The organism is Micromonospora sp. NPDC048842, assembly GCF_040649935.1.
GTDB lineage: Bacteria > Actinomycetota > Actinomycetes > Mycobacteriales > Micromonosporaceae > Micromonospora > Micromonospora hortensis.
Map to the genome: position 1 here is coordinate 73,665 of NZ_JBEZGK010000003.1, position 18,364 is coordinate 92,028.

At 72.0% G+C, this 18,364-nt stretch carries 17 protein-coding genes; 12 read left to right on the forward strand and 5 right to left on the reverse strand.

The genetic code is table 11. The features are described 5' to 3' along the window. The first annotated feature begins 36 nt into the window (after nt 1-36). From AB0C19_RS05310 to AB0C19_RS05365, 12 genes are all read left to right on the forward strand, one after another. Nucleotides 37-1,641, forward strand: coding sequence for an ABC transporter substrate-binding protein (locus AB0C19_RS05310; protein WP_357179727.1), 1,605 nt, complete (start codon nt 37-39; stop codon nt 1,639-1,641). Between the two features lie 10 nt (nt 1,642-1,651). Continuing rightward, nucleotides 1,652-2,737 carry an ABC transporter permease gene (locus AB0C19_RS05315; RefSeq protein WP_357179729.1) on the forward strand — a complete coding sequence of 362 codons (1,086 nt, stop codon included), beginning with the start codon at nt 1,652-1,654 and terminating at the stop codon, nt 2,735-2,737. After that, complete coding sequence (locus AB0C19_RS05320) at nt 2,734-3,633, forward strand: ABC transporter permease (RefSeq protein ID WP_357179732.1); 900 nt, start codon at nt 2,734-2,736, stop codon at nt 3,631-3,633. Before AB0C19_RS05315 ends, AB0C19_RS05320 begins: the two co-directional genes overlap by 4 nt. Nucleotide 3,634: 1 nt before the next feature. Then, nucleotides 3,635-4,612, forward strand: a complete 978-nt coding sequence (locus AB0C19_RS05325) for an ABC transporter ATP-binding protein (RefSeq protein ID WP_357179735.1) — start codon at nt 3,635-3,637, stop codon at nt 4,610-4,612. Continuing rightward, nucleotides 4,609-5,586, forward strand: coding sequence for an ABC transporter ATP-binding protein (locus AB0C19_RS05330; RefSeq protein ID WP_357179737.1), 978 nt, complete (start codon nt 4,609-4,611; stop codon nt 5,584-5,586). The genes AB0C19_RS05325 and AB0C19_RS05330 overlap by 4 nt, the downstream gene beginning before the upstream one ends. Before the next feature lie 8 nt (nt 5,587-5,594). Continuing rightward, nucleotides 5,595-6,833 (forward strand): amidohydrolase family protein, encoded by a 1,239-nt coding sequence (locus AB0C19_RS05335; RefSeq protein ID WP_357179741.1) that lies wholly within the window; start codon nt 5,595-5,597, stop codon nt 6,831-6,833. Beyond that, nucleotides 6,830-8,473 carry a DUF885 domain-containing protein gene (locus AB0C19_RS05340; protein WP_357179744.1) on the forward strand — a complete coding sequence of 548 codons (1,644 nt, stop codon included), beginning with the start codon at nt 6,830-6,832 and terminating at the stop codon, nt 8,471-8,473. Before AB0C19_RS05335 ends, AB0C19_RS05340 begins: the two co-directional genes overlap by 4 nt. A gap of 37 nt (nt 8,474-8,510) precedes the next feature. After that, nucleotides 8,511-8,882 carry a nuclear transport factor 2 family protein gene (locus tag AB0C19_RS05345; protein ID WP_357179747.1) on the forward strand — a complete coding sequence of 124 codons (372 nt, stop codon included), beginning with the start codon at nt 8,511-8,513 and terminating at the stop codon, nt 8,880-8,882. Next, entirely contained in the window at nt 8,879-9,205 is a 327-nt protein-coding gene (locus tag AB0C19_RS05350) for a TIGR04076 family protein (protein ID WP_357179750.1), read from the forward strand. Before AB0C19_RS05345 ends, AB0C19_RS05350 begins: the two co-directional genes overlap by 4 nt. Continuing rightward, nucleotides 9,202-10,194 (forward strand): LLM class flavin-dependent oxidoreductase, encoded by a 993-nt coding sequence (locus AB0C19_RS05355; RefSeq protein ID WP_357179753.1) that lies wholly within the window; start codon nt 9,202-9,204, stop codon nt 10,192-10,194. The genes AB0C19_RS05350 and AB0C19_RS05355 overlap by 4 nt, the downstream gene beginning before the upstream one ends. A 101-nt stretch (nt 10,195-10,295) precedes the next feature. Beyond that, entirely contained in the window at nt 10,296-13,637 is a 3,342-nt protein-coding gene (locus tag AB0C19_RS05360) for a S8 family peptidase (protein WP_357179756.1), read from the forward strand. 187 nt (nt 13,638-13,824) lie between these two features. Further along, entirely contained in the window at nt 13,825-14,268 is a 444-nt protein-coding gene (locus tag AB0C19_RS05365) for a DUF1801 domain-containing protein (RefSeq protein WP_357179759.1), read from the forward strand. A gap of 10 nt (nt 14,269-14,278) precedes the next feature. Here AB0C19_RS05365 and AB0C19_RS05370 read toward each other — a convergent pair whose 3' ends face one another. The 5 genes from AB0C19_RS05370 to AB0C19_RS05390 all read right to left on the reverse strand — a co-directional run bounded on the left by AB0C19_RS05370 (nt 14,279) and on the right by AB0C19_RS05390 (nt 18,304). Continuing rightward, the gene (locus tag AB0C19_RS05370) at nt 14,279-14,773 is read right to left on the reverse strand and encodes a DUF2231 domain-containing protein (RefSeq protein WP_266302138.1); all 495 of its coding nucleotides are present in this window, start codon (nt 14,771-14,773) and stop codon (nt 14,279-14,281) included. 91 nt (nt 14,774-14,864) lie between these two features. Then, the gene (locus AB0C19_RS05375) at nt 14,865-15,500 is read right to left on the reverse strand and encodes a LysE family translocator (protein WP_357179762.1); all 636 of its coding nucleotides are present in this window, start codon (nt 15,498-15,500) and stop codon (nt 14,865-14,867) included. Nucleotides 15,501-15,502: 2 nt separating this feature from the next. Then, nucleotides 15,503-16,249 carry a metallophosphoesterase gene (locus tag AB0C19_RS05380; RefSeq protein WP_357179765.1) on the reverse strand — a complete coding sequence of 249 codons (747 nt, stop codon included), beginning with the start codon at nt 16,247-16,249 and terminating at the stop codon, nt 15,503-15,505. Between the two features lie 89 nt (nt 16,250-16,338). Then, a complete protein-coding gene (locus AB0C19_RS05385) occupies nt 16,339-17,382 on the reverse strand; it encodes an SEC-C domain-containing protein (protein ID WP_357179768.1) in 1,044 nt (347 codons plus the stop codon). 91 nt (nt 17,383-17,473) lie between these two features. Further along, complete coding sequence (locus AB0C19_RS05390; protein ID WP_357179771.1) at nt 17,474-18,304, reverse strand: NAD(P)H-binding protein; 831 nt, start codon at nt 18,302-18,304, stop codon at nt 17,474-17,476. Between the last annotated feature and the right edge of the window lie 60 nt (nt 18,305-18,364).

Below are 18,364 nucleotides of genomic sequence, written 5' to 3' on the forward strand. Positions count from 1 at the left end.
GCACGGCGGGCCGCGCGATACGAAGGTAGGAACAGCATGTCGGTGTCTCCCCGCCGGCTCCTCGCCGGAGCGTCCGCTCTGGCGACGCTGGCCGTCCTCTCCGTCAGCGCCTGTAGCGCCGGCGGCAGTGGTGGAAACGCGAACGGTACGGCCAAGACCCTCACCGTGAACACCTCGTTCGTGCTCAAGACCCTCGACCCCGGCCGGGTCTACGAGGCAACCGGTCTGACCGCCGTGCACGCCCTCTACGACACCCTGCTCACCTTCAAGGGCTCGGACGTGAGTAAGCCGGTCCCCGCGCTGGCCGAGTCGTACCAGGCGTCGCCGGACGCCACGACGTTCACCTTCAAGCTCCGGCAGGGCGTGACGTTCGCCGACGGCAGCCCGCTCACCGCCGACGACGTCGTCTTCTCGCTCAACCGGCTGAAGAACATCAAGGGCAGCCCCGCCGTCACCGTCAGCGGCCTGACCGTCACCAAGACCGACGAGAGCACAGTCGTGGTCGCCTCGGCCACCCCCGACCCGAACATCCCGGTGGTGCTGTCGATGCCGTCGACAGCGGTGCTCAACTCCAAGGTCGCCAAGGAGCACGGCGCCCGCGACGGCGCCGACGCCGCCCAGGGCGACACCGCGCAGCAGTACCTGGACACCAACTCCGTCGGCAGCGGCCCGTACGTGCTGAAGTCCTACGACCCGTCGTCGCAGGTGGTGTTGGAGGCGAACCCGAAGTACTGGGGCACGAAGCCGCAGTTCTCCCGGGTGGTGCTGCGCAACATGGATGTGCAGACCCAGAAGCTGACCATGCAGCGCGCCGAGGCCGCCGAGATCTCCCTGGACATCTCCGGCAAGCTCCTCGACGGACTGCCGGGCAGCCTGCAGACCTCCGGCGTGCAGGACACCGTCTACTTCCTCTTCCTCAACGCCGACCCGGGCGTCTCGGCGGTCACCTCGAACCCGAAGTTCAACCAGGCCCTGCGCGCCGCCATCGACTACCAGGGAATCGCCGCCCTGTACGGCAAGGGCGCCGCCCCCGGCGCCGGGCTGGTCGCGCCCGCCTTCCCGGGCGCGCTGCCGGCCGGCGAGGAGTCCAAGCGGGACGTGGCAAAGGCCAAGGCGCTGCTCACCGAGGCCGGCCTGACCAACCCGACAGTCAAGTTCACCTACCCGGCCATCACCTACAAGGGTGTGGACCTCGGCACTGTGGCCACCAAGGTGCAGGGCGACGCCGCCGAGGCCGGTATCAAGCTGGAACTCAACCCGCAGCCGCTGACCACGTTCCTCGACGAGATGCGCGGCGGGAAGTCACCCCTCGGATTCACCCCGCAGAGCCTGAACTACCCGGTCGCCGACTCACTGATCAACAACATGGCACCGGGCCAGGCGACCGCGCTGCGCTCCGGCTGGACCGTCGAGCGCGCCGACCCGGCCGTGGTGGCCGCCGGCAAGAAGGTCACCGCGACCCTCGACCTGGCCGGTCGGGCCACCGCCATGCAGGAGTGGCAGCGGCTGATGAACGCGTCCTCGCCGTACCTGGTGCTGGCCAGCAACTCCTCCATCGTCGTGGCGACCACGGACCTGACCGGGGCGGACTACACCGCCGCCGGTTGGCAGGTGGACGTCGCCGCGGTCGGCCGCAAGTAGTCCCGACGACATGACGACAGTCCACGACGGTGAGCCGGGCGCGGTCGCCACGACCGCGTCCCGGCCCCGGGGTGCCCACCCGCTGCTGATCTTCCTGGCCAAGCGGGTGGCGGTCACCGCCGGTCTGCTGCTCGGCGTCACAGTGGTGACGTTCGGTCTGGTCAACGTGGTCCCCGGTGACCCGGTCACCGCCAACCTCTCCGACCAGGCGCTCAACGACCCCGGCGCGGTGGCCGCCTTCCGCGAGAAGTGGGGCCTGGACCAGCCGCTCTGGGCCCAGTACCTGCACTACCTGGGCAACCTGCTGCACGGCGACCTGGGCCACTCCCAGCAGACCGGGCGGGCCGTCCTGGACGACCTGCTGCACTACGTGCCGGCGACCCTGGAGCTGGCAGTGCCGAGCATGGTGTTGGCGCTGCTCATCGGCACCGGGGTCGGCATGCTCGCGGCGGTCCGCAACGGCCGGTTCACCGACCAACTGGTCCGGGTCGGCGCCCTGCTCGGGCTCTCCACCCCGCCGTTCTGGCTGTCCCTGGTAGTGCTCTACGTCTTCTTCTACCAGCTCGGCCTGGCCCCCAGTGGCGGGCGACTCTCCACGGACTTCAGCCCTCCGCCCACCGTCACCGGCATGTACACCGTCGACGGGGCGCTCGCCGGGCAGTGGGACGTCGCCTGGGACGCCGCCCAGCACCTGTCCCTGCCGGTGCTCGTGCTGACCTCGCTGACGGTGGCGATGCTGGTCCGCTTCGTCCGCTCGGCGATGCTCGAGGTGCTCCAGCAGGACTACATCCGGGCCGCGTACGCCAAGGGTCTGCCGACCCGCGTGGTGCTGCGCCGGCATCTGCTGCGCGCCGGCCTCGTCCCGGTGGTCACCGTCTCCGGCCTGGCGTTCGCCTCGCTGCTCTCCGGGACGGTGCTTGTCGAGAGCATCTTCGGCTGGCCCGGCGTCGGCCAGTACGCGTACCGCAGCGCCACGGCGCTGGACCTGCCCGCGATCCTCGGCGTCAGCCTCTTCGTGGCACTGGTCTACACGCTGGTCAACCTGACAGTCGACCTGCTGTACGGGCTCATCGATCCGAGGATCCGGTTGTCATGACGACACTTGCAGACCCGAAGGCGGAGCGGGCCCTGGGCCGACGCCGCTGGCTCGGCCGACTGCGTGGCGGCTCGACCAGCCGACCGGTCTGGCGTCAGCCGATCACAGTGGTGGCGTTGACCATTCTCGGTGGATGGTTGCTGCTGGCGTTGCTCGCCGACGTTCTCGCACCGTACGACCCGCTGGCGCAGAGCGCTGACACGTACGCGTCGCCCTCCGGGGCGCACTGGTTCGGCACCGACTCGCTCGGCCGCGACATCCTCAGCCGGGTCATCCACGGCGCCCGGCTGTCCATCCCGCTGGCCCTGGCCATCGTCTCCCTTGCCCTGCTGGTCGGCGGGCTGCTCGGGCTGGTCGCCGGATACGTCGGCCGGTTCGTCGACGAGGCGCTGATGCGCCTGACCGACCTGGTGTTCGCGTTCCCGCAGATCATCCTGGCCATGGCGGTGACGGCGGCGTTCGGCCCGAACACCCGCAACGCCGTGCTGGCCCTGGTCATCGTCTCCTGGCCGGTCTACGCCCGGGTCATCCGCAGCGCCGTGCTGAGCATGCGTGGCGACGACTACCTCAACGCCGCCCGTCTGCTCGGCGTCGGGCCGATCCGGGCGTTGCGCCGCGACGTGCTGCCCAACAGCATCGGCCCGGCGATCGTGTTGGCCACCCTGGAGCTGGGCAACGCGGTGCTGCTGCTCGCCGCCCTGTCGTTCCTCGGCCTGGGCCCGCGCCCACCGGCCGCCGAGTGGGGCTCGATGGTGGCCCTCGGCGCGCAGGACCTGTCGATGTGGTGGGTCAGCGTGTTCCCCGGCCTCGCCATCCTCACAGTGGTGATGGCCTTCAACGTGCTCGGCGACGCGCTGCGCGACCGGCTCGACCCCCGCTACACGAAGGGACGCTGAGGTGGCACCGCTGCTCGACGTCGACTCCCTGGCCGTCACCCTGCCCTCACCGCGTGGTCCGCTGCCGATCCTGCACGACGTGTCGTTGACAGTCGACGAGGGGGAACTGGTCGGCATCGCGGGGGAGAGCGGCTGCGGCAAGAGCCTCACCGCGCAGACCCTGCTGGGGCTGCTGCCCCCGGGGGCAGCGGTCACCGGCTCCGCCCGGTACGCCGGCACCGAACTGCTGGGCCTGGACGCCCGGGGCTGGCAGCGGGTCCGTGGCGTCGGCATCGCCATGGTTTTCCAGGACCCGAGCGCGGCCCTGCACCCGATGCTCACTGTCGGGCGGCAGCTCACCGAGCACATGCGGGTGCACCTGCGGATGGACCGTCGAGCTGCCGGTCGGCGCGCGGTGGAGCTGCTCGACCAGGTCCGCATCCCGGACCCGGAGCGGGCGCTGCGCGCGTACCCGCACCAGTTCTCCGGCGGAATGCGGCAGCGGGTGGCCATCGCCATCGCGCTGGCCGCACGGCCCCGACTGCTGATCGCCGACGAACCGACGACCGCCCTCGACGTCACGGTGCAGGCCGGCATCCTCGCTCTGCTGGAACGGCTGCGCGCCGAGACCGGGCTGGCCGTCGCGTTCATCACCCACGACCTCGGGGTGCTCAGCGCCCTCACCACCCGTGGCTACATCTTCTACGCCGGGCGGGTCGTCGAGACCGGCCCGACGGGCAGCCTGCTCACCGCCCCCACCCACCCGTACACGGCCGCGTTGCTCGGCGCCCGACCGCACGGCACCCAGACCGGCGGAACGTTGCGGCCCATCCCGGGCGCCCCGCCGGCACCCGGCGAGGCACCGCCGGGGTGCCCGTTCCAACCCCGCTGCGGGTACGCCGAACCGTCCTGCGGCGAGGCCCCGCCCCCGCTCACTCCCGCCGGCGCCGACCGATCGGTGGCCTGCGTGGTCCGTCCGCACCTGGAGGTGGCCGCGTGAACACCACAGCGCCCGCGCGACTGTCCTTCACCGACGTCGAGGTCGAGTACCGATCCCGAGGGCGTGGCCGGGTGCGGGCCGTCGCCGGGGTCAGCCTGGAGGTGTCGCCCGGCCAGATCGTCGGGCTGGTCGGCGAGTCCGGGTGCGGCAAGTCCACCCTGGCCCGCGTCGCGGTCGGGCTCAGCGCACCGAGCGCCGGCACCGTCGAGTACGCCGGTCGACCGGTCACCCCGCTGGGCTGGCGGCCCCGCTCCGGTGCCGAGATCGGCCTCCAGATGGTCTTCCAGAACCCGTACGCCTCGCTGAACCCCCGGCGCACCATCGGCTCCCAACTCCTCGACGGCGTGCCGGCCGCGGTCACCGGGTCGGCCCGCCGAGCCCGGGTGCACGAGCTGCTCGAACGGGTGGCCATGCCGACAAGCGCCGCCCAGCGGTATCCGCACCAGTTCTCCGGCGGTCAGCGGCAGCGCCTGGCGATCGCCCGCGCGCTCGCCCCGGAACCCCGGATGATCATCGCGGACGAGCCGGTCACCGCGCTGGACGCCTCGTCCCAGGCCCAGGTGGTCAACCTGCTCGTCGGACTGGTCCGCGACCTCGACATGGGCATGCTCTTCATCTCCCACGACCTGGCGCTGGTGCACGAGATCGCCGACGTGACCGCCGTGATGTATTTGGGCCGGATCGTCGAGGCCGCACCCACCCGCGAGCTGTGGCGCGAGCCCCGACACCCGTACACCCGGGCGTTGATCGACGCGGTGCCGCAGATCGGGCCCACCCCGCGCCTGCCCGCCATCCTCGCCGGGGAGGTGCCCGACCCGGCCAACGCGCCCACCGGGTGCCGTTTCCGGCCACGCTGCCCGCACGCGTTCGCGCCCTGCGGGGAGCAGCCGCCCACAGTCAACCTGGGCGGCCGCAGCGTCGCCTGCTGGCTCACCGATTCCGCGACGGCCCCGACCGTCGCGCGCTCACTCTGAGGACACCCATGCGCAACCCCACCGAACAGGTACTGGTCAACCTCGCCCTCTACGACGGTGTCCAGGACGCCCTCCAACCGGATCGCGGCATCTGGATCGACGCCGACGGGATGATCCGTGCCGTCGGTCAGGTCGACGACGTCCTCGCCGAGGCCGGCGCGGCCTGCGTGGTCGACCTGGGCGGTGAGCACGTCATGCCGGGTCTGACCAACATGCACGTCCACCTCTCGCTGGGGCTGCCCGGCCACCTCGCCGACACGGTGCACGGCGCGAACCTGGCCGAGCTGGTGCTGCTGATGGCCGACTCGGCCCGGCGCACCCTGCACTCCGGTGTCACCACCGCCCGCCTCGTCGGGGAGAGCCGGTACGCCGACTTCGCCCTGCGTAGGGGGATCGAGGCCGGCGCTGTCGACGGCCCGCGCATCTTCACAGCGGGGCACGCGCTCTGCTGCACCGGCGGGCACGGCTGGGAGGCCGACGCCCTGGAGGCCGACGGCGCTGACGGGTTCCGTCGGGCCACCCGCGAACAGCTCCGCGCCGGCGCCGACCTGATCAAGGTCTGCATCTCCGGTGGGATCGCCGGCCAGCACGAGGCGATCGACACCCCGCAGCTGCTCGACGACGAGATGGCGGCTGTCATCCGCGTCGCGCACGACTGGGGGCGCAAGGTCACCGCGCACGCCGGCCCGGCCGACTCGGTCCGCCGTGCCGTCGAGCTGGGCCTCGACTGCGTCGAGCACGGGTACGAGCTGACCGACGACGTCACCCGCCTGATGGCCGAGCGGGGTGTCTGGTACGTGCCGACGATCGTGGTGAGCCGCTGCGAGCAGTTCTTCCGCGACTCCGGGGTGCCCGGCTGGCTGATGGACCGGGCCCTCGCGGCCGGCCCCCGACACTGGGAGAGCCTCCAGCACGCCATCCGCAACGGCGTGCCGATCGCCCTGGGCAGCGACATGCCCCCGCACGCCGGCTACGACGAGACCACAGCGACCATCCGCGAACTGGAGTTCATGGTGGACGCGGGGATGCCCGTCGCGGACGCGCTCAAGGCCGCCACCACCCGCCCCGCGCAGTGGCTGGGCCGTGCCGACACCCTCGGCACCGTCGAGGCCGGTAAGCACGCCGACCTGCTGGTGCTGCGCGACGACCCGACCCGTTCGGTCTCCGCGTTGCGCACCCTGCACGCGGTGCTGAAGGGCGGGGTGGCGTACCGCGACGACCACGGCCGGCTCGGCGTACCGCGATGAGCAGCATCACCCAGGTCGCCGACGGGTACCTCGACGCGCTCGCCGAGCTGGACCCGCAGGCGGCCGAGGCGGTGGGGCGCACACCGGTGTCGCACGTCCCGGATCTCTCGCCCGAGGGTTTCGACGCCCGCGCCGAGCTGGCGCGACGCACCGCGACGGCCGCCGCCGCGGCGACCACGCACGACCCCGGCGAGCGGTCTCTGGCCGACGCCCTGCTCGACCGGCTGGCCAGTGAGGTCGACCTGTACGACGCGGGCTTCACCACCCGACTGCTCGCCCCGCTGGCCACGCCTGTGCACCTGCTCCGGCAGCTCTTCGACAACCTGCCCCGGCACAGCGAGGACGACTGGGCGGTGGTCGCCGACCACCTGCACCAGGTGCCCGACGCCCTCGACCGGTACGCCGCGACGCTGCGCCGATCGGCACAACAAGGACAACTGGTCGCCCGCCGTCAGGTGCTGGTGGTCGCCGACCAATGCACCTCCTGGGTCACCGCCGACTTCTACGGGCGGTTGGTCGACGGCTGTCCCGACGACCCGCTCGCCGCCCGGCTGCACCGGGGCGCACGGCTGGCGACCGCCGCCACCGCCGGTTTCGCCGCGTTCCTCCGCGCCGAGCTGGCACCCGCCGCGTCCGCCGTGGACGGTGTGGGCGACGACCTGTACCGGGTCACCGCCCGCAGCTTTCTCGGCGCGACGGTCGACCTCGACGAGGTGTACGCGTACGGCTGGGCGGAGTTGGCCCGCACCGCCGCCGAGCTGCGGACCGTCGCGGGCGAGTTGGGCCACTCGCGGGTGGCCGCCGCGCGGGCGGCCCTGGACGCCGACCCGGCCGGTCGGGTGGCGGCCGGGCCCGCCCTGGAGGAGTGGCTGCGCCAGCGCACCGAGCAGCTGACCGATGCCCTCGACGGCACCCACTTCGACATCCCGTCCGCCACCCGCCGGGTGGTGTGCCGGATCAGCCCCGCCACGTCCGGGGTCATGTACTACACGCCTCCCGACCCGGCGTTGACGCGTCCCGGCGCGATCTGGTGGTCGGTGCCCACTGACGAGTCGACAGTGCCGGTGTGGCGGCACGTCGGCACGCTCTGCCACGAAGGGCTGCCCGGCCACCACCTGCAGCACGCCGTCACCCTCACCACCGCCGCCCTGCACCCGTGGCAGCGCACCCTCTGCCAGGTGCACGGGTACGCCGAGGGGTGGGCGCACTACGCCGAGCGCCTCGCCGACGAGATCGGCCTGTACGCCGGCCCGGCCGAGCGGCTCGGCATGCTCGACGGCCAGATGTGGCGGGCCGCCCGGGTGGTCATCGACCTGGGTCTGCACCTCGGGCTGCCGATCCCGGCCGGCAACGGTTTCACCGAGGAGCGCCACTGGACGCCCGCGCTCGCGGTGGACGTCCTCACCCGCGTCGCCGGCCTGGACGCCGAGACAGCGCGCTTCGAGGTCGACAGGTATCTCGGCTGGCCGGCGCAGGCCCTGGCCTTCAAGGTCGGCGCGCGGCTGTGGCAGCAGGCCCGCCGGGACGCCGAGCGCCGCGAGGGTGCGGCCTTCGACCGGAAACGCTTCCACCACACCGCGTTGGCGCTCGGACCCATGGGACTGGATCCGCTCCGCGCCCGCCTGGCCGACCTGCCCTGACCCCCGCACCGCCGTACCCGATCGGAAGTGACAGCCGATGAGCGATGAGCTCCGCACCACAATCACCGACCTGTACCGGTCCCTCGGCGACCGGCAGGCCTTCGACGCGCACCTGCACCCCGACCTGACGTTCTGGGAGTCCGACGCCGACGGCCTGCTGTCCGGCCTGCCGGCGCTCGACGACCTGCGGGACCGGCGGGCGACCCGTGCGACGGGGTCGGCGCCGACCTCGGTGGCGCCGGAACACCTGCGTGCCGACGCCTGGGGCGACACCGGTCTGGTCCGCTACGTGCTGCGGGCCCGCTTCGCCGACACCCGGCCGGACGAGTGCTTCCGGGTGACCGACGTCCTGCGCCGCGAGGACGGCTCCTGGCGCATCGTGCACCACCACGCGGAGGCCGTGCGATGAGCACCGAGGAACCCACCACCGACCTGTACGACCTGCGGGTCGTTGTGGAGCGGATCGAGGGCCGCTCGGTGTGCGGCCTGAAACCGGGCGACCACATCGACCTGACCGGCTCCAACCGGCTCACCATCCCCGCCGGGGGGCACTTCTGCCTCTACGCCCTGGCGGCGTGTTTGCCGTTGCTGCCGGCGAAGCAGCGGGCGCTGGCCGAGGGCGACTGGATGGCCCGGGACAGCCACGTCGCCTGCCCGGACCCGGACGAGCGGCTCATCATGCGCATCGAGCGGACCGGCCTTCAGCGCATCCCCACCGAGGAGCTGACGTGAGCGCTGGGCTGGTCGGCATCGGCCTACAGTCCGACAAGTCCGCCGACGAGTACGCGGAGCTGGCCGAACTGACCGAGCGGCACGGCTTCGACGTGCTGTCGGTATTCGGCGACCTGATGTACCAACCGCCGATCTTCCCGCTGCTGGTGGCGGCCCGACATACCCGGCGGATCCGCCTGGGCGCGGCGTGCCTCAACCCGTTCACCATGCACCCGGTGGAGGTCGCCGGTCAGGTGGCCGCACTGGACCTGGCCTCGCAAGGTCGGGCCTACCTGGGCCTGGCCCGGGGCACCTGGCTCAACGAGATCGGCGTGCCGCAGGTCCGTCCGATCCGGCGCATCGTCGAGACGGTCGCCGTCGTGCGGCTGCTGCTCGCCGGCGACGACAGCGGTTTCCAGGGCGGGGAGTTCACAGTCGCGCCGGGCACGTCACTGCGGTACACGCCGGCCCGTGCCGACGTTCCGGTCCTCGTCGGCACCTGGGGGCGGCAGACCGCCCGGGCAGCGGCGGGCTTCGCCGGCGAGGTCAAGGTCGGCGGGTCGGCAAACCCGGCGATGGCCCGGATGATGCGCGCGTGGCTGGACGACGCGGCGGTCGCCGACCGGGACGGCACGGGTGTCGTGCTCGGCGCGGTCACCGTCGTCGACGAGGACGGCGCGCTGGCGCGTCGGGTGGCCCGCCGGGAGGTGGCCATGTACCTGGCGGTGGTCGCCGCCCTCGACCCGACGATCGAGGTGGACCCGGAGCTGCTGACCCGGATCCAGCAGCACGTCGGCCGCCGGGAGGACGACCTCGCCGGCGCGCTGATCGGCGACGACCTGCTCGATCTGTTCGCCTTTTCCGGCACGCCCGAGCACGTCGCGGGGCAGGCCGCGGCGGTGTTCGACGCCGGGGCGAGCCGGGTGGAGTTCGGCACCCCGCACGGGTTGACGCCGCGCGGCGGCATCGACCTGCTCGGCAGGCGGGTGCTCCCACTGTTACGGGCGTGAAAACCTCCTCGTCGAAGGCTCCCCGTGGATCGTTCACCTGCATATGATCTTGCCGGAGCCGCCCGAAGAGGCGGTTTCGTCCACATTAGACGAGGAGCAACATGCTCAGGAAAACGCGATGGCTGTTGGCCGTCGCCGTCACGGCCACGACGCTGACCGCCCTACCGGGCGGCGCCGCCACGGCCGGACCCAGCGACATCGGTCAGACCGGCACACCCGCAGCCACTGCCGACGGCAAGACGCACACGGTCACCCTGCTGACCGGGGACGTGGTGACCGTACGAGACACCGGATCCGGCTGCCCACAGGCCACGATCCGGCCGGCCGACGAGAACGCGGTGATCCACCAGAGCTGCGGCCCCGACGGTCACCTGCACGTCATCCCCGCCCGCGTCGCGTCCCAGCTCGGCTCGGTGCTCGACCCCGACCTGTTCGACGTCACCACGCTGATCGCCGACGGCTACGACGACGACAACGCAGCCGAGCTGCCGCTCATCGTGCAGCCCGCCACCGCGTCCGCGCGGGTGGCAGTGCTCGGTGACGTGCTGTCGCTGCCCAGCATCGGTGCGGTCGCCGGCCGCGTACCCAAGAAGAGCCCGGCCACGGCGAAGCTCGCCACCAACTCACTGCTCGCCGGCGCGAAGAAGGTCTGGCTCGACCGCAAGGTCCGGGCCACCGCCCTGACCGGCGGTGGGCGACCGGCCGGCCTGGACCGCAACCTGGGCCAGATCGCCGCGCCGGACGCCTGGAAGGCCGGCTACACCGGCAAGGGCGTCCGGGTAGCGGTGCTCGACACCGGTGCCGACTTCACCCACCCGGACCTGGTCGGCCGGGTCGCCGACCGGGCCGACTTCACAGTCGAGGGCGGTGACGCCGTCGACCACAACGGCCACGGTACGCACGTCGCCTCGACCATCGCCGGCACCGGCGCGGCCGCCCACGGTCAGCGTCGCGGCGTGGCGCCGGACGCCAAGCTGGTGGTCGGCAAGGTTCTCGACGACAACGGCTTCGGCGACGACTCCGGCATCATCGCCGCCATGGAGTGGGCCGCCACCCGGGCCGACGTCATCAACATGAGCCTCGGCGGCAGCGACCCGGACGACGGCAGCGACCCGCTGTCGCTCGCCGTCGACGCGCTGAGCAAGTCCACCGGCGCGCTCTTCGTCATCGCCGCCGGCAACAGCGGCGGCGCCATCTCCTCGCCGGGCTCGGCCGCCAGCGCGCTGACAGTCGGCGCTGTCGACCGCAACGACAAGCTCGCCGACTTCTCCAGCCGCGGCCCGCTGGTTACCAGCAACGTGGCCAAGCCGGAACTGGTCGCCCCCGGTGTCGACATCGTCGCCGCCCGAGCCGCCGGCACCAACCTTCAGCACCCGATCGACAGGTACTACGAGGCGATCAGCGGCACCTCGATGGCGAGCCCGCACGCGGCGGGCGCCGCCGCGCTGCTCGTCCAGCGCCACCCGGACTGGACCGGTGAGCGACTCAAGGCCGCCCTCGTCGGCGCCGCCGACCCACTCAGCGGCATCGACCCGTACGCCGTCGGCGCCGGCCGGCTCAACGCGGCCCGGGCCCTCGGCGGCCCCACCAGCAACCAGCCGGTGGTCAATCTCGGCACCTTCGCCCACCCGCAGTCCGGGACCAGCGAGACGAAGCTGGGCTGGACCGGTGAGTCGACGGCCGTTCTCGACCTCGACGTGTCGGTCGTCAACCACGACGGCCAACCGGTGCCGCGTGGCGCGGCGTCGCTGTCGACGAGCCGGCTGACACTCAAGCGCGGCGCCACCGCCGCGGCGACCCTGCGGGTCAACCGTGCGGCGCTGGCCGCCCGACCGGGCTTCTACCTGGCCACCGTCACCGCCCGTTCCGGCCGCAAGCTGGTCGCGACGACCCCGGTGAGTTTCTACGTCGAGCAGCCCAGCTACGACCTGACGATCCAGACGAAGCCGCTGCCGGGCCTGAAGGACGGCGCGGAGAGCTGGATCAACCTGATGGTCACCAACCTCACCGACCCGGTGATCTACTACGGCGGTGCGGGCGGCACGCCCGGAGACACCTTCACGCTGCGGGTGCCGGCCGGCCGGTACGCGATCCTCGGCTCGTCCGTCGCCTACTACGTCGACAGCGACGTGCTGGAGACGACGCTCGCCGCCGAGACCGACCTGGAGGTGCGCGCTGCCCGAAGCGTGATTCTCGACCCGGCGCGGGCCAAGCCGGTGACGGCGACTGTCGACGGAGTGCCCACCACGCCCACCCGGACCGACCTCACCAACGTCCAGACCGCGCCGAACGGCCTGTCCTGGTGGCACCAGATCAGCGGGTACGGGGCCAAGACGACGGTCCGCACCACGGCGCTGCCCAAGCCCACCGTCGGCTCCCGGCGCACCTGGGCGGCGGTCAACCTGGACTCGCCCGCCGGCACCGCCACGCCGTACCGCTACAACCTGGTGCACGAGTACGCGGGCGGCGTGCCGGCCGACCCCGCCTTCCGGGTGAACAAGGCCGAGCAGGCCAAGCTTGCCCGGATCGAGGAGCGCTTCCACCAGATGGACTCGGAGGGGATGGTCACCCAACTGATCCGCGGCGGCTTCACAGCGGACGGGGTGCCGGTGACGCAGACCCACGAGGGGAACCTGCCGCCGTACCGCACCGACTACCTCTCGGCCGGCTACCGCTGGGCCGACGAGGGTGTCTACGGTGGCCTGTCGGCCCAGGAGGCCCCCCGCACCTACCAGCCGGGCAGCCGTCAGACCAAGGTCTGGGCGCGGCAGCCGCTGCACTCCGGCTGGTACGACGACCCGGCCGGCGTGGACCACAGCTGCGCCACCGCGCCGTCGCGGACCCGGGGCAACCTGCACATCGACCTGGTGTCGCTGACCGACCAGCACCAGCGGGCCGACTGCCTCCAGGGCTCCGCGATCGGGGTGAACCGCAAGCTGTCGTTGTACCGCAACGGGAAACTGGTCGAGGAGCGGGACCGCCCGCTGGCCGACTTCACAGTGCCGCAGCAGGTGGCCGACTACCGGCTGACCCTCGACGTCGACACGAGCCTGATCCTGCCGATCTCCACCACTGTCAACACGTCGTGGACGTTCCGGTCGGCCGGACCTGACGGCACCGGGAGCGTGCCGCTGCCGCTGCTCGCTGTGGACTACGCGCTGCCGATGGACACCAACAACCACGCCACTGGCGGAACTGCGGAACTGGCCGTGCGGCAGATGCGGGGCATCAAGGCGCAGAAGGTGACGTCGTTCCAGGTGTGGACCTCGACTGACGACGGTGCCACCTGGAAGTCGGCCCGGGTCACCGGCAGCGGCGACAGCTACCGGGTCGCTCTGCCGACGGCCGTCGCCGGGCAGCCCGTGTCGTTGCGGGTGAAGGCCGCCGCCAACGGCGGTAGCGGAATCGACCAGACCATCATCCGGGCGTACCACGCCGGCTGACAGTCGACGCTGTGGTGCGGCCCGGCTCCGGCCGGGTCGCACCACAGTGCCGTCGGAGCGGTGCTCATCTCGGGGTGGCTCGTGGCGCTCTCCTGGCGAACACGCGACGAGGTTGCCTGACCGTTGAGGCGGTTCTCGTCGTAGGCAGGTGGCGGTTCTCGTCGTAGGCAGGTGACAGCATCACGTCATGGCCACAGCGAAGCAGCCAGCAACCGTTCCGACCGCGATCAGCGTCGACGACTTCCTGGCCGCCAACCCCGACGAACGTAGGCGGGCCGACACGGGGCGGCTCCGCGCGATCATGGGTGAGCTGACCGGGGAGCCGGCGGTGATGTGGGGCCCGAGCATCGTCGGCTTCGGCAGCTACCACTACACCTACGCGAGCGGGCGTAGTGGCGACGCGGCCCTGGTGGGGTTCTCGCCGCGCAAACAACACCTCGTCCTCTACCTCACCGGCGACGGTCTCGAGGAGCGGGACGCCGCGCTCCTTGCCCGGCTCGGCCCGCACCGCGCCGGAAAGGGGTGCATCTACCTGAAGCGGCTCGACGACGTCGACGAGAGCGTGCTGCGGCAGCTGGTCGAGCGGACCGTCCAGGCGCACAGGGGCGTCGACCGGGCCAGCCGCCGATGAACCGCCGACGTCACTGGCCCTCCCAGACCGCCTTCGCCCCGGAGTCGCCGGTGCGCACCACGTAATACACGGTGACGGCGGCGGCCACCAGCGACAACACCTGCAACGCCAGGGTCAGCGGCCGACCGGGCCGTCCATCCGCGCTGGCGTCGGCGGCCCTCGGCGGGACGAGCCGGACCAGCGCCAGGGCCACCACGCCCAACCCGATGCTGGTGTAGAGCGTCATGTCACCGAACTCCTGGTGCGCCTCCAGCTTCGGCAGGAACTCGGGGGTGACCCGGTTGGCGGCGCGCAGCCGCTCGAGGAAGGCGTCGCCGGAAAGCTTCGTCAGCAGGGCGGCGACCGGCGCGCCCACGGCGAGCAGCCCCAGCACCCACCGGGTGTGCGGCCGGATCGGCGGGACGAACGCGTAACCGACAGTCAGCACGGCCAGCAGCGGCACGAACGCGACAGCGGCATGCAACAGCAGAGGGTGGGCCGGGATGCCCATGAACTCCTCGAACATCGGCGTCTCCTCCGGTGACATCGGCCTGGACGTTGATCGTCCACACAGGGACGCTATCGGTACCACGCGGGCGTGTCATCCCGCCGATCGCTCAGGTCGCCGCCGCACGGACGCCGAGGCCGACCAGCAGCACGCCGGTCAGCCGATCGAGCAGTCGCCGCACCGATGCGGTGCGCAGCAACCGGGCGGCGGCGCCGGAGACGACCGTCCAGCCGGCGAGCCAACAGGTGGCAAACGCGGCGTGCGCGGTGACGAGCAGCAGCATCGGCACCAGCACCGGTCGGCCCGGTTCGAGGAACTGTGGCGCCAACGTCAGGTAGATGGCGGCGGCCTTGGGATTCAGCACGTTGCCGAGCAACCCTTGCAGGTACGGGTGGTCCACGCGCCAGGGCAGCCTTCGGGCGGAAACCGCCGGCCGCCGTCCCGCCCGCACGCGACGGCGTGACGCGGACCAGAGCATCCAGAGCCCGAGCCCGACCAGATAACCGGCGCCGACCAGCTTGACCACCCAGAACGCCTGCGACGAGCGGAGCACCAGCGCGGCCAGGCCGACAGCGGCCAGCGTGGCGTGCACGTAGAGCCCGGTCACCGTACCCAGGATCACCCACCAGCCCTGCCGCCGCCCGCCGCTGGCGACCCGCGAGACGACCAGGGTCAGGCTCGCGCCCGGTGTGGCGGTGATCGGCGCGACGGCGAGCAGGAAGCCGAGCACAGCGACCCCTCGCATGCTCAGACCACCACCCGGTAGTGGGTGGTGAGCAGCCCGGCGTCGTCGTACACGTGGAACGCGACGCCGGGCGGTTGGGTCTGGGTGGTCAGCGGGCCGTCACCCTCCCAGGGCATCCGCAGTGTGGAGACCACACCGGGGGCGATCCGCAGTGGACAGCCCGCGAAGGTGCTCGCGGCGGCGGTGTGGAAGTGCCCGGTGAGCACGGCGACGACCTGCGGGTGGGCGGCGACGAGTTCGGCCAGGGGGTCGGCCGGCAGAAGCCGCATCGGGTCGATGACCGGGTGGTGCAGCACCACCGGCGGGTGATGCAGGGCGATGAACGTCGGCGTTGCGGCCGGCACCGAACCCAGCTCGTCGGTGAGCCAGGCCATCGTCTCCTCGTCCAGGTGACCGTCGTCCGCGCCGGGCACTGAGGAGTCGGCGAGGAGGAAGACCGCCCCGGCCACGTCGTGGCGGGTGTTGATCGGGCCGGTGCCGCCGCGGTCGTCACCGAGTAGACCCTTGCGGTACGCGTCGCGCACATCATGGTTGCCTGGACAGAGCATGACCGGCAGCGGGGAGTCGAAGAGCTTCGCGGCGGTCTCGTACTCGGCCACCTCGCCGTGGTCGGCGATGTCCCCGGTGATCAGGATGGCGTCGACAGGTCGAGGTAGGCCGTGCAGGTAGTCCATCACCCGGGCGGTCCGCTCGGCCGACCGGGGATGGCTGTCGAGGTGGGTGTCACTGAGATGCGCGATGACCAGCACGAAGGATCTCCTAACGGCTATCAGTGTCGAAGCCGTTAGGGACGCTACTCCGGGCCGGGTCGGCCACCGCAGCGTGACAGCCGCCGCGGTCAGCTCCGCGAGCGCGGCAGGCAGTCTTTCTTGTACTTGAGGCCCGACCCACACCAGCAGGCGTCGTTGCGCTCCGGCGGCCAGGCGATCCGTGCGCTGGGCCGCGCCGACACCTCGGCCGCGTAGCCGGCCCGGACCGCCGCGTCGGCCGGATCGCCGCCGCGTCGACCGGCGAACGCGGTCAACCCGGCCACTGTCGCACCGAACACGCCCAACCCGGCCTGACCGGCACCCCGCAGCCGAACCAACTCCGTCTCCAACCGGCCCCGGTGCGCATCCCAGTCCGGCCCGTACACCTCGGTGAGGGCGGGATGGTCGGCGAGTAGGCGATCGAACTCGGCCCGTGGCCAGAAGAGCAGATCCGACTCCGCGTCCCGACGCTCCCCGGCCCGACGCACGAGCTGGGTCTCCAACCGGTCGGCCAGGTCGTCCTGCCGGTCGTGCGGCAGGTTCAGATTCCGGCGTACCCGATGCCGTTGTTGCAACAGGAAGAAGGTGACACCGGGCGCGTCCGGCGGACCGAGATCGACGACCGGGTCGATCGCGGTGCTGGCCGGTCCGGACGCGGCGGTCGCGCGTTCGTCGAGCACTCTGTCGGCCGCCTCGCTCAGCCACGTCTCAGCGGTCGCCGAACGCCCACCGGCGTCCAACGCGGCACTGACGTAGGCGGGGGCGTCGGGCTGCACGAGCAGCAACGGGCGCAACGCGGTCAACTCCGCCATCGCCTCGTCGTCGCGCCCACCGGCCCGGAACAGGGCGCGGGCCCGCAGCGCGCGGGCGAACCCGGCCCGAGGGTCGTCGCCGGACGGGTACGCCGCCAGGGCCTGCTCCGCGTACCGCAGCGCGGCCTCGGGCCTGGCCCGGATCTCCGCGATCTCGGCGGCCAGCGTGAACGCGTCCCCGGCGTCGTCCGGATCCTCCAACCGGCCCTGCTCGGCGGCCTCCGCGAGGTTGGCGGCGACACCGAGCGGATCGGCCGTCCCGAGCGCCGAACGGCGAAGTTCGGCGAGGTCAGCCTTGGTGAGTATCTCTCTCGTCGGCACGATCTCACGGTACGTCGGGGTGCTGATGGTATGCGGGCAGATCACCTGTTACGCCGCTCTCATGCCGCCTCTCATGCCGCCCGCGGGCGGACTACGACCACGCGCCGGCCGCCGCAGCCTGGGCGGCGTAGCTGTCGAAGTCGAGCGGGTCCCGTCCGAGAACCCGACGTACCCCGTCGGTCGGTTCGGCGAGATGGCCCGCCCGCATCCCGGCGAACAGAGCGTTCAGCGCCGTGGCCGTCTCCTCCGGATAACCCTCAGCGAGCAGTTCCGCGTGGTACTGCTCCGGGGTGAGCTCCAGGTAGCGGATCGAACGGCCGCTCACCCGGGCGATCGTCGCCACCGCCGCGGCGAAGGTGAGCGCACGAGGACCGGACAGGTCGTACACCTGTTCGTGGTGACCGGGCGACGTCAACAGCGTCGCGGCCACGTCGGCGACGTCCTGAGCGTCGACGAACGGCTCCGGCGTGGTGCCCATCGGCAGGGCCAGCCGACCGTCGAGCAGTGGTTGGCGCCAGAGATCCTCGCTGAAGTTCTGACTGAAGTTGTTCGCCCGGATGATCGTCCACTCGATGCCGGATTTCCGCACCGCCTCCTCGGCGGCGAGCATGCCGGGGGAGAAGTCGCCGATCTGGTCGATCCCGCGCCCGGACAGCGCCACGAACCGGCCGACACCCGAGTCGACCGCCTGGGTCACGAAGTCGGTGGCCAGCGCGGGGTCCTCCGGCGCCAGCAGGTAGACGGCCGAGGCGCCCGCCAGGGCAGGTCGCCAGGTGTCCCGCCGCGACCAGTCGAACCGCACCTCACCGGAGCGAGAGGCAGCCCGGGCGTGCCGACCCGCCGCCCGCAGCGTCTGGACCAGCCGACGACCGGTCTTGCCGGTGCCGGCCATCACGAGTATCGAAGGTGCGTCAGTCGTCATGACCACGAGTCAACGCGCCCGGTCGAGGGCGGGACATGTCCTGTCGTACGCCAGGCATGT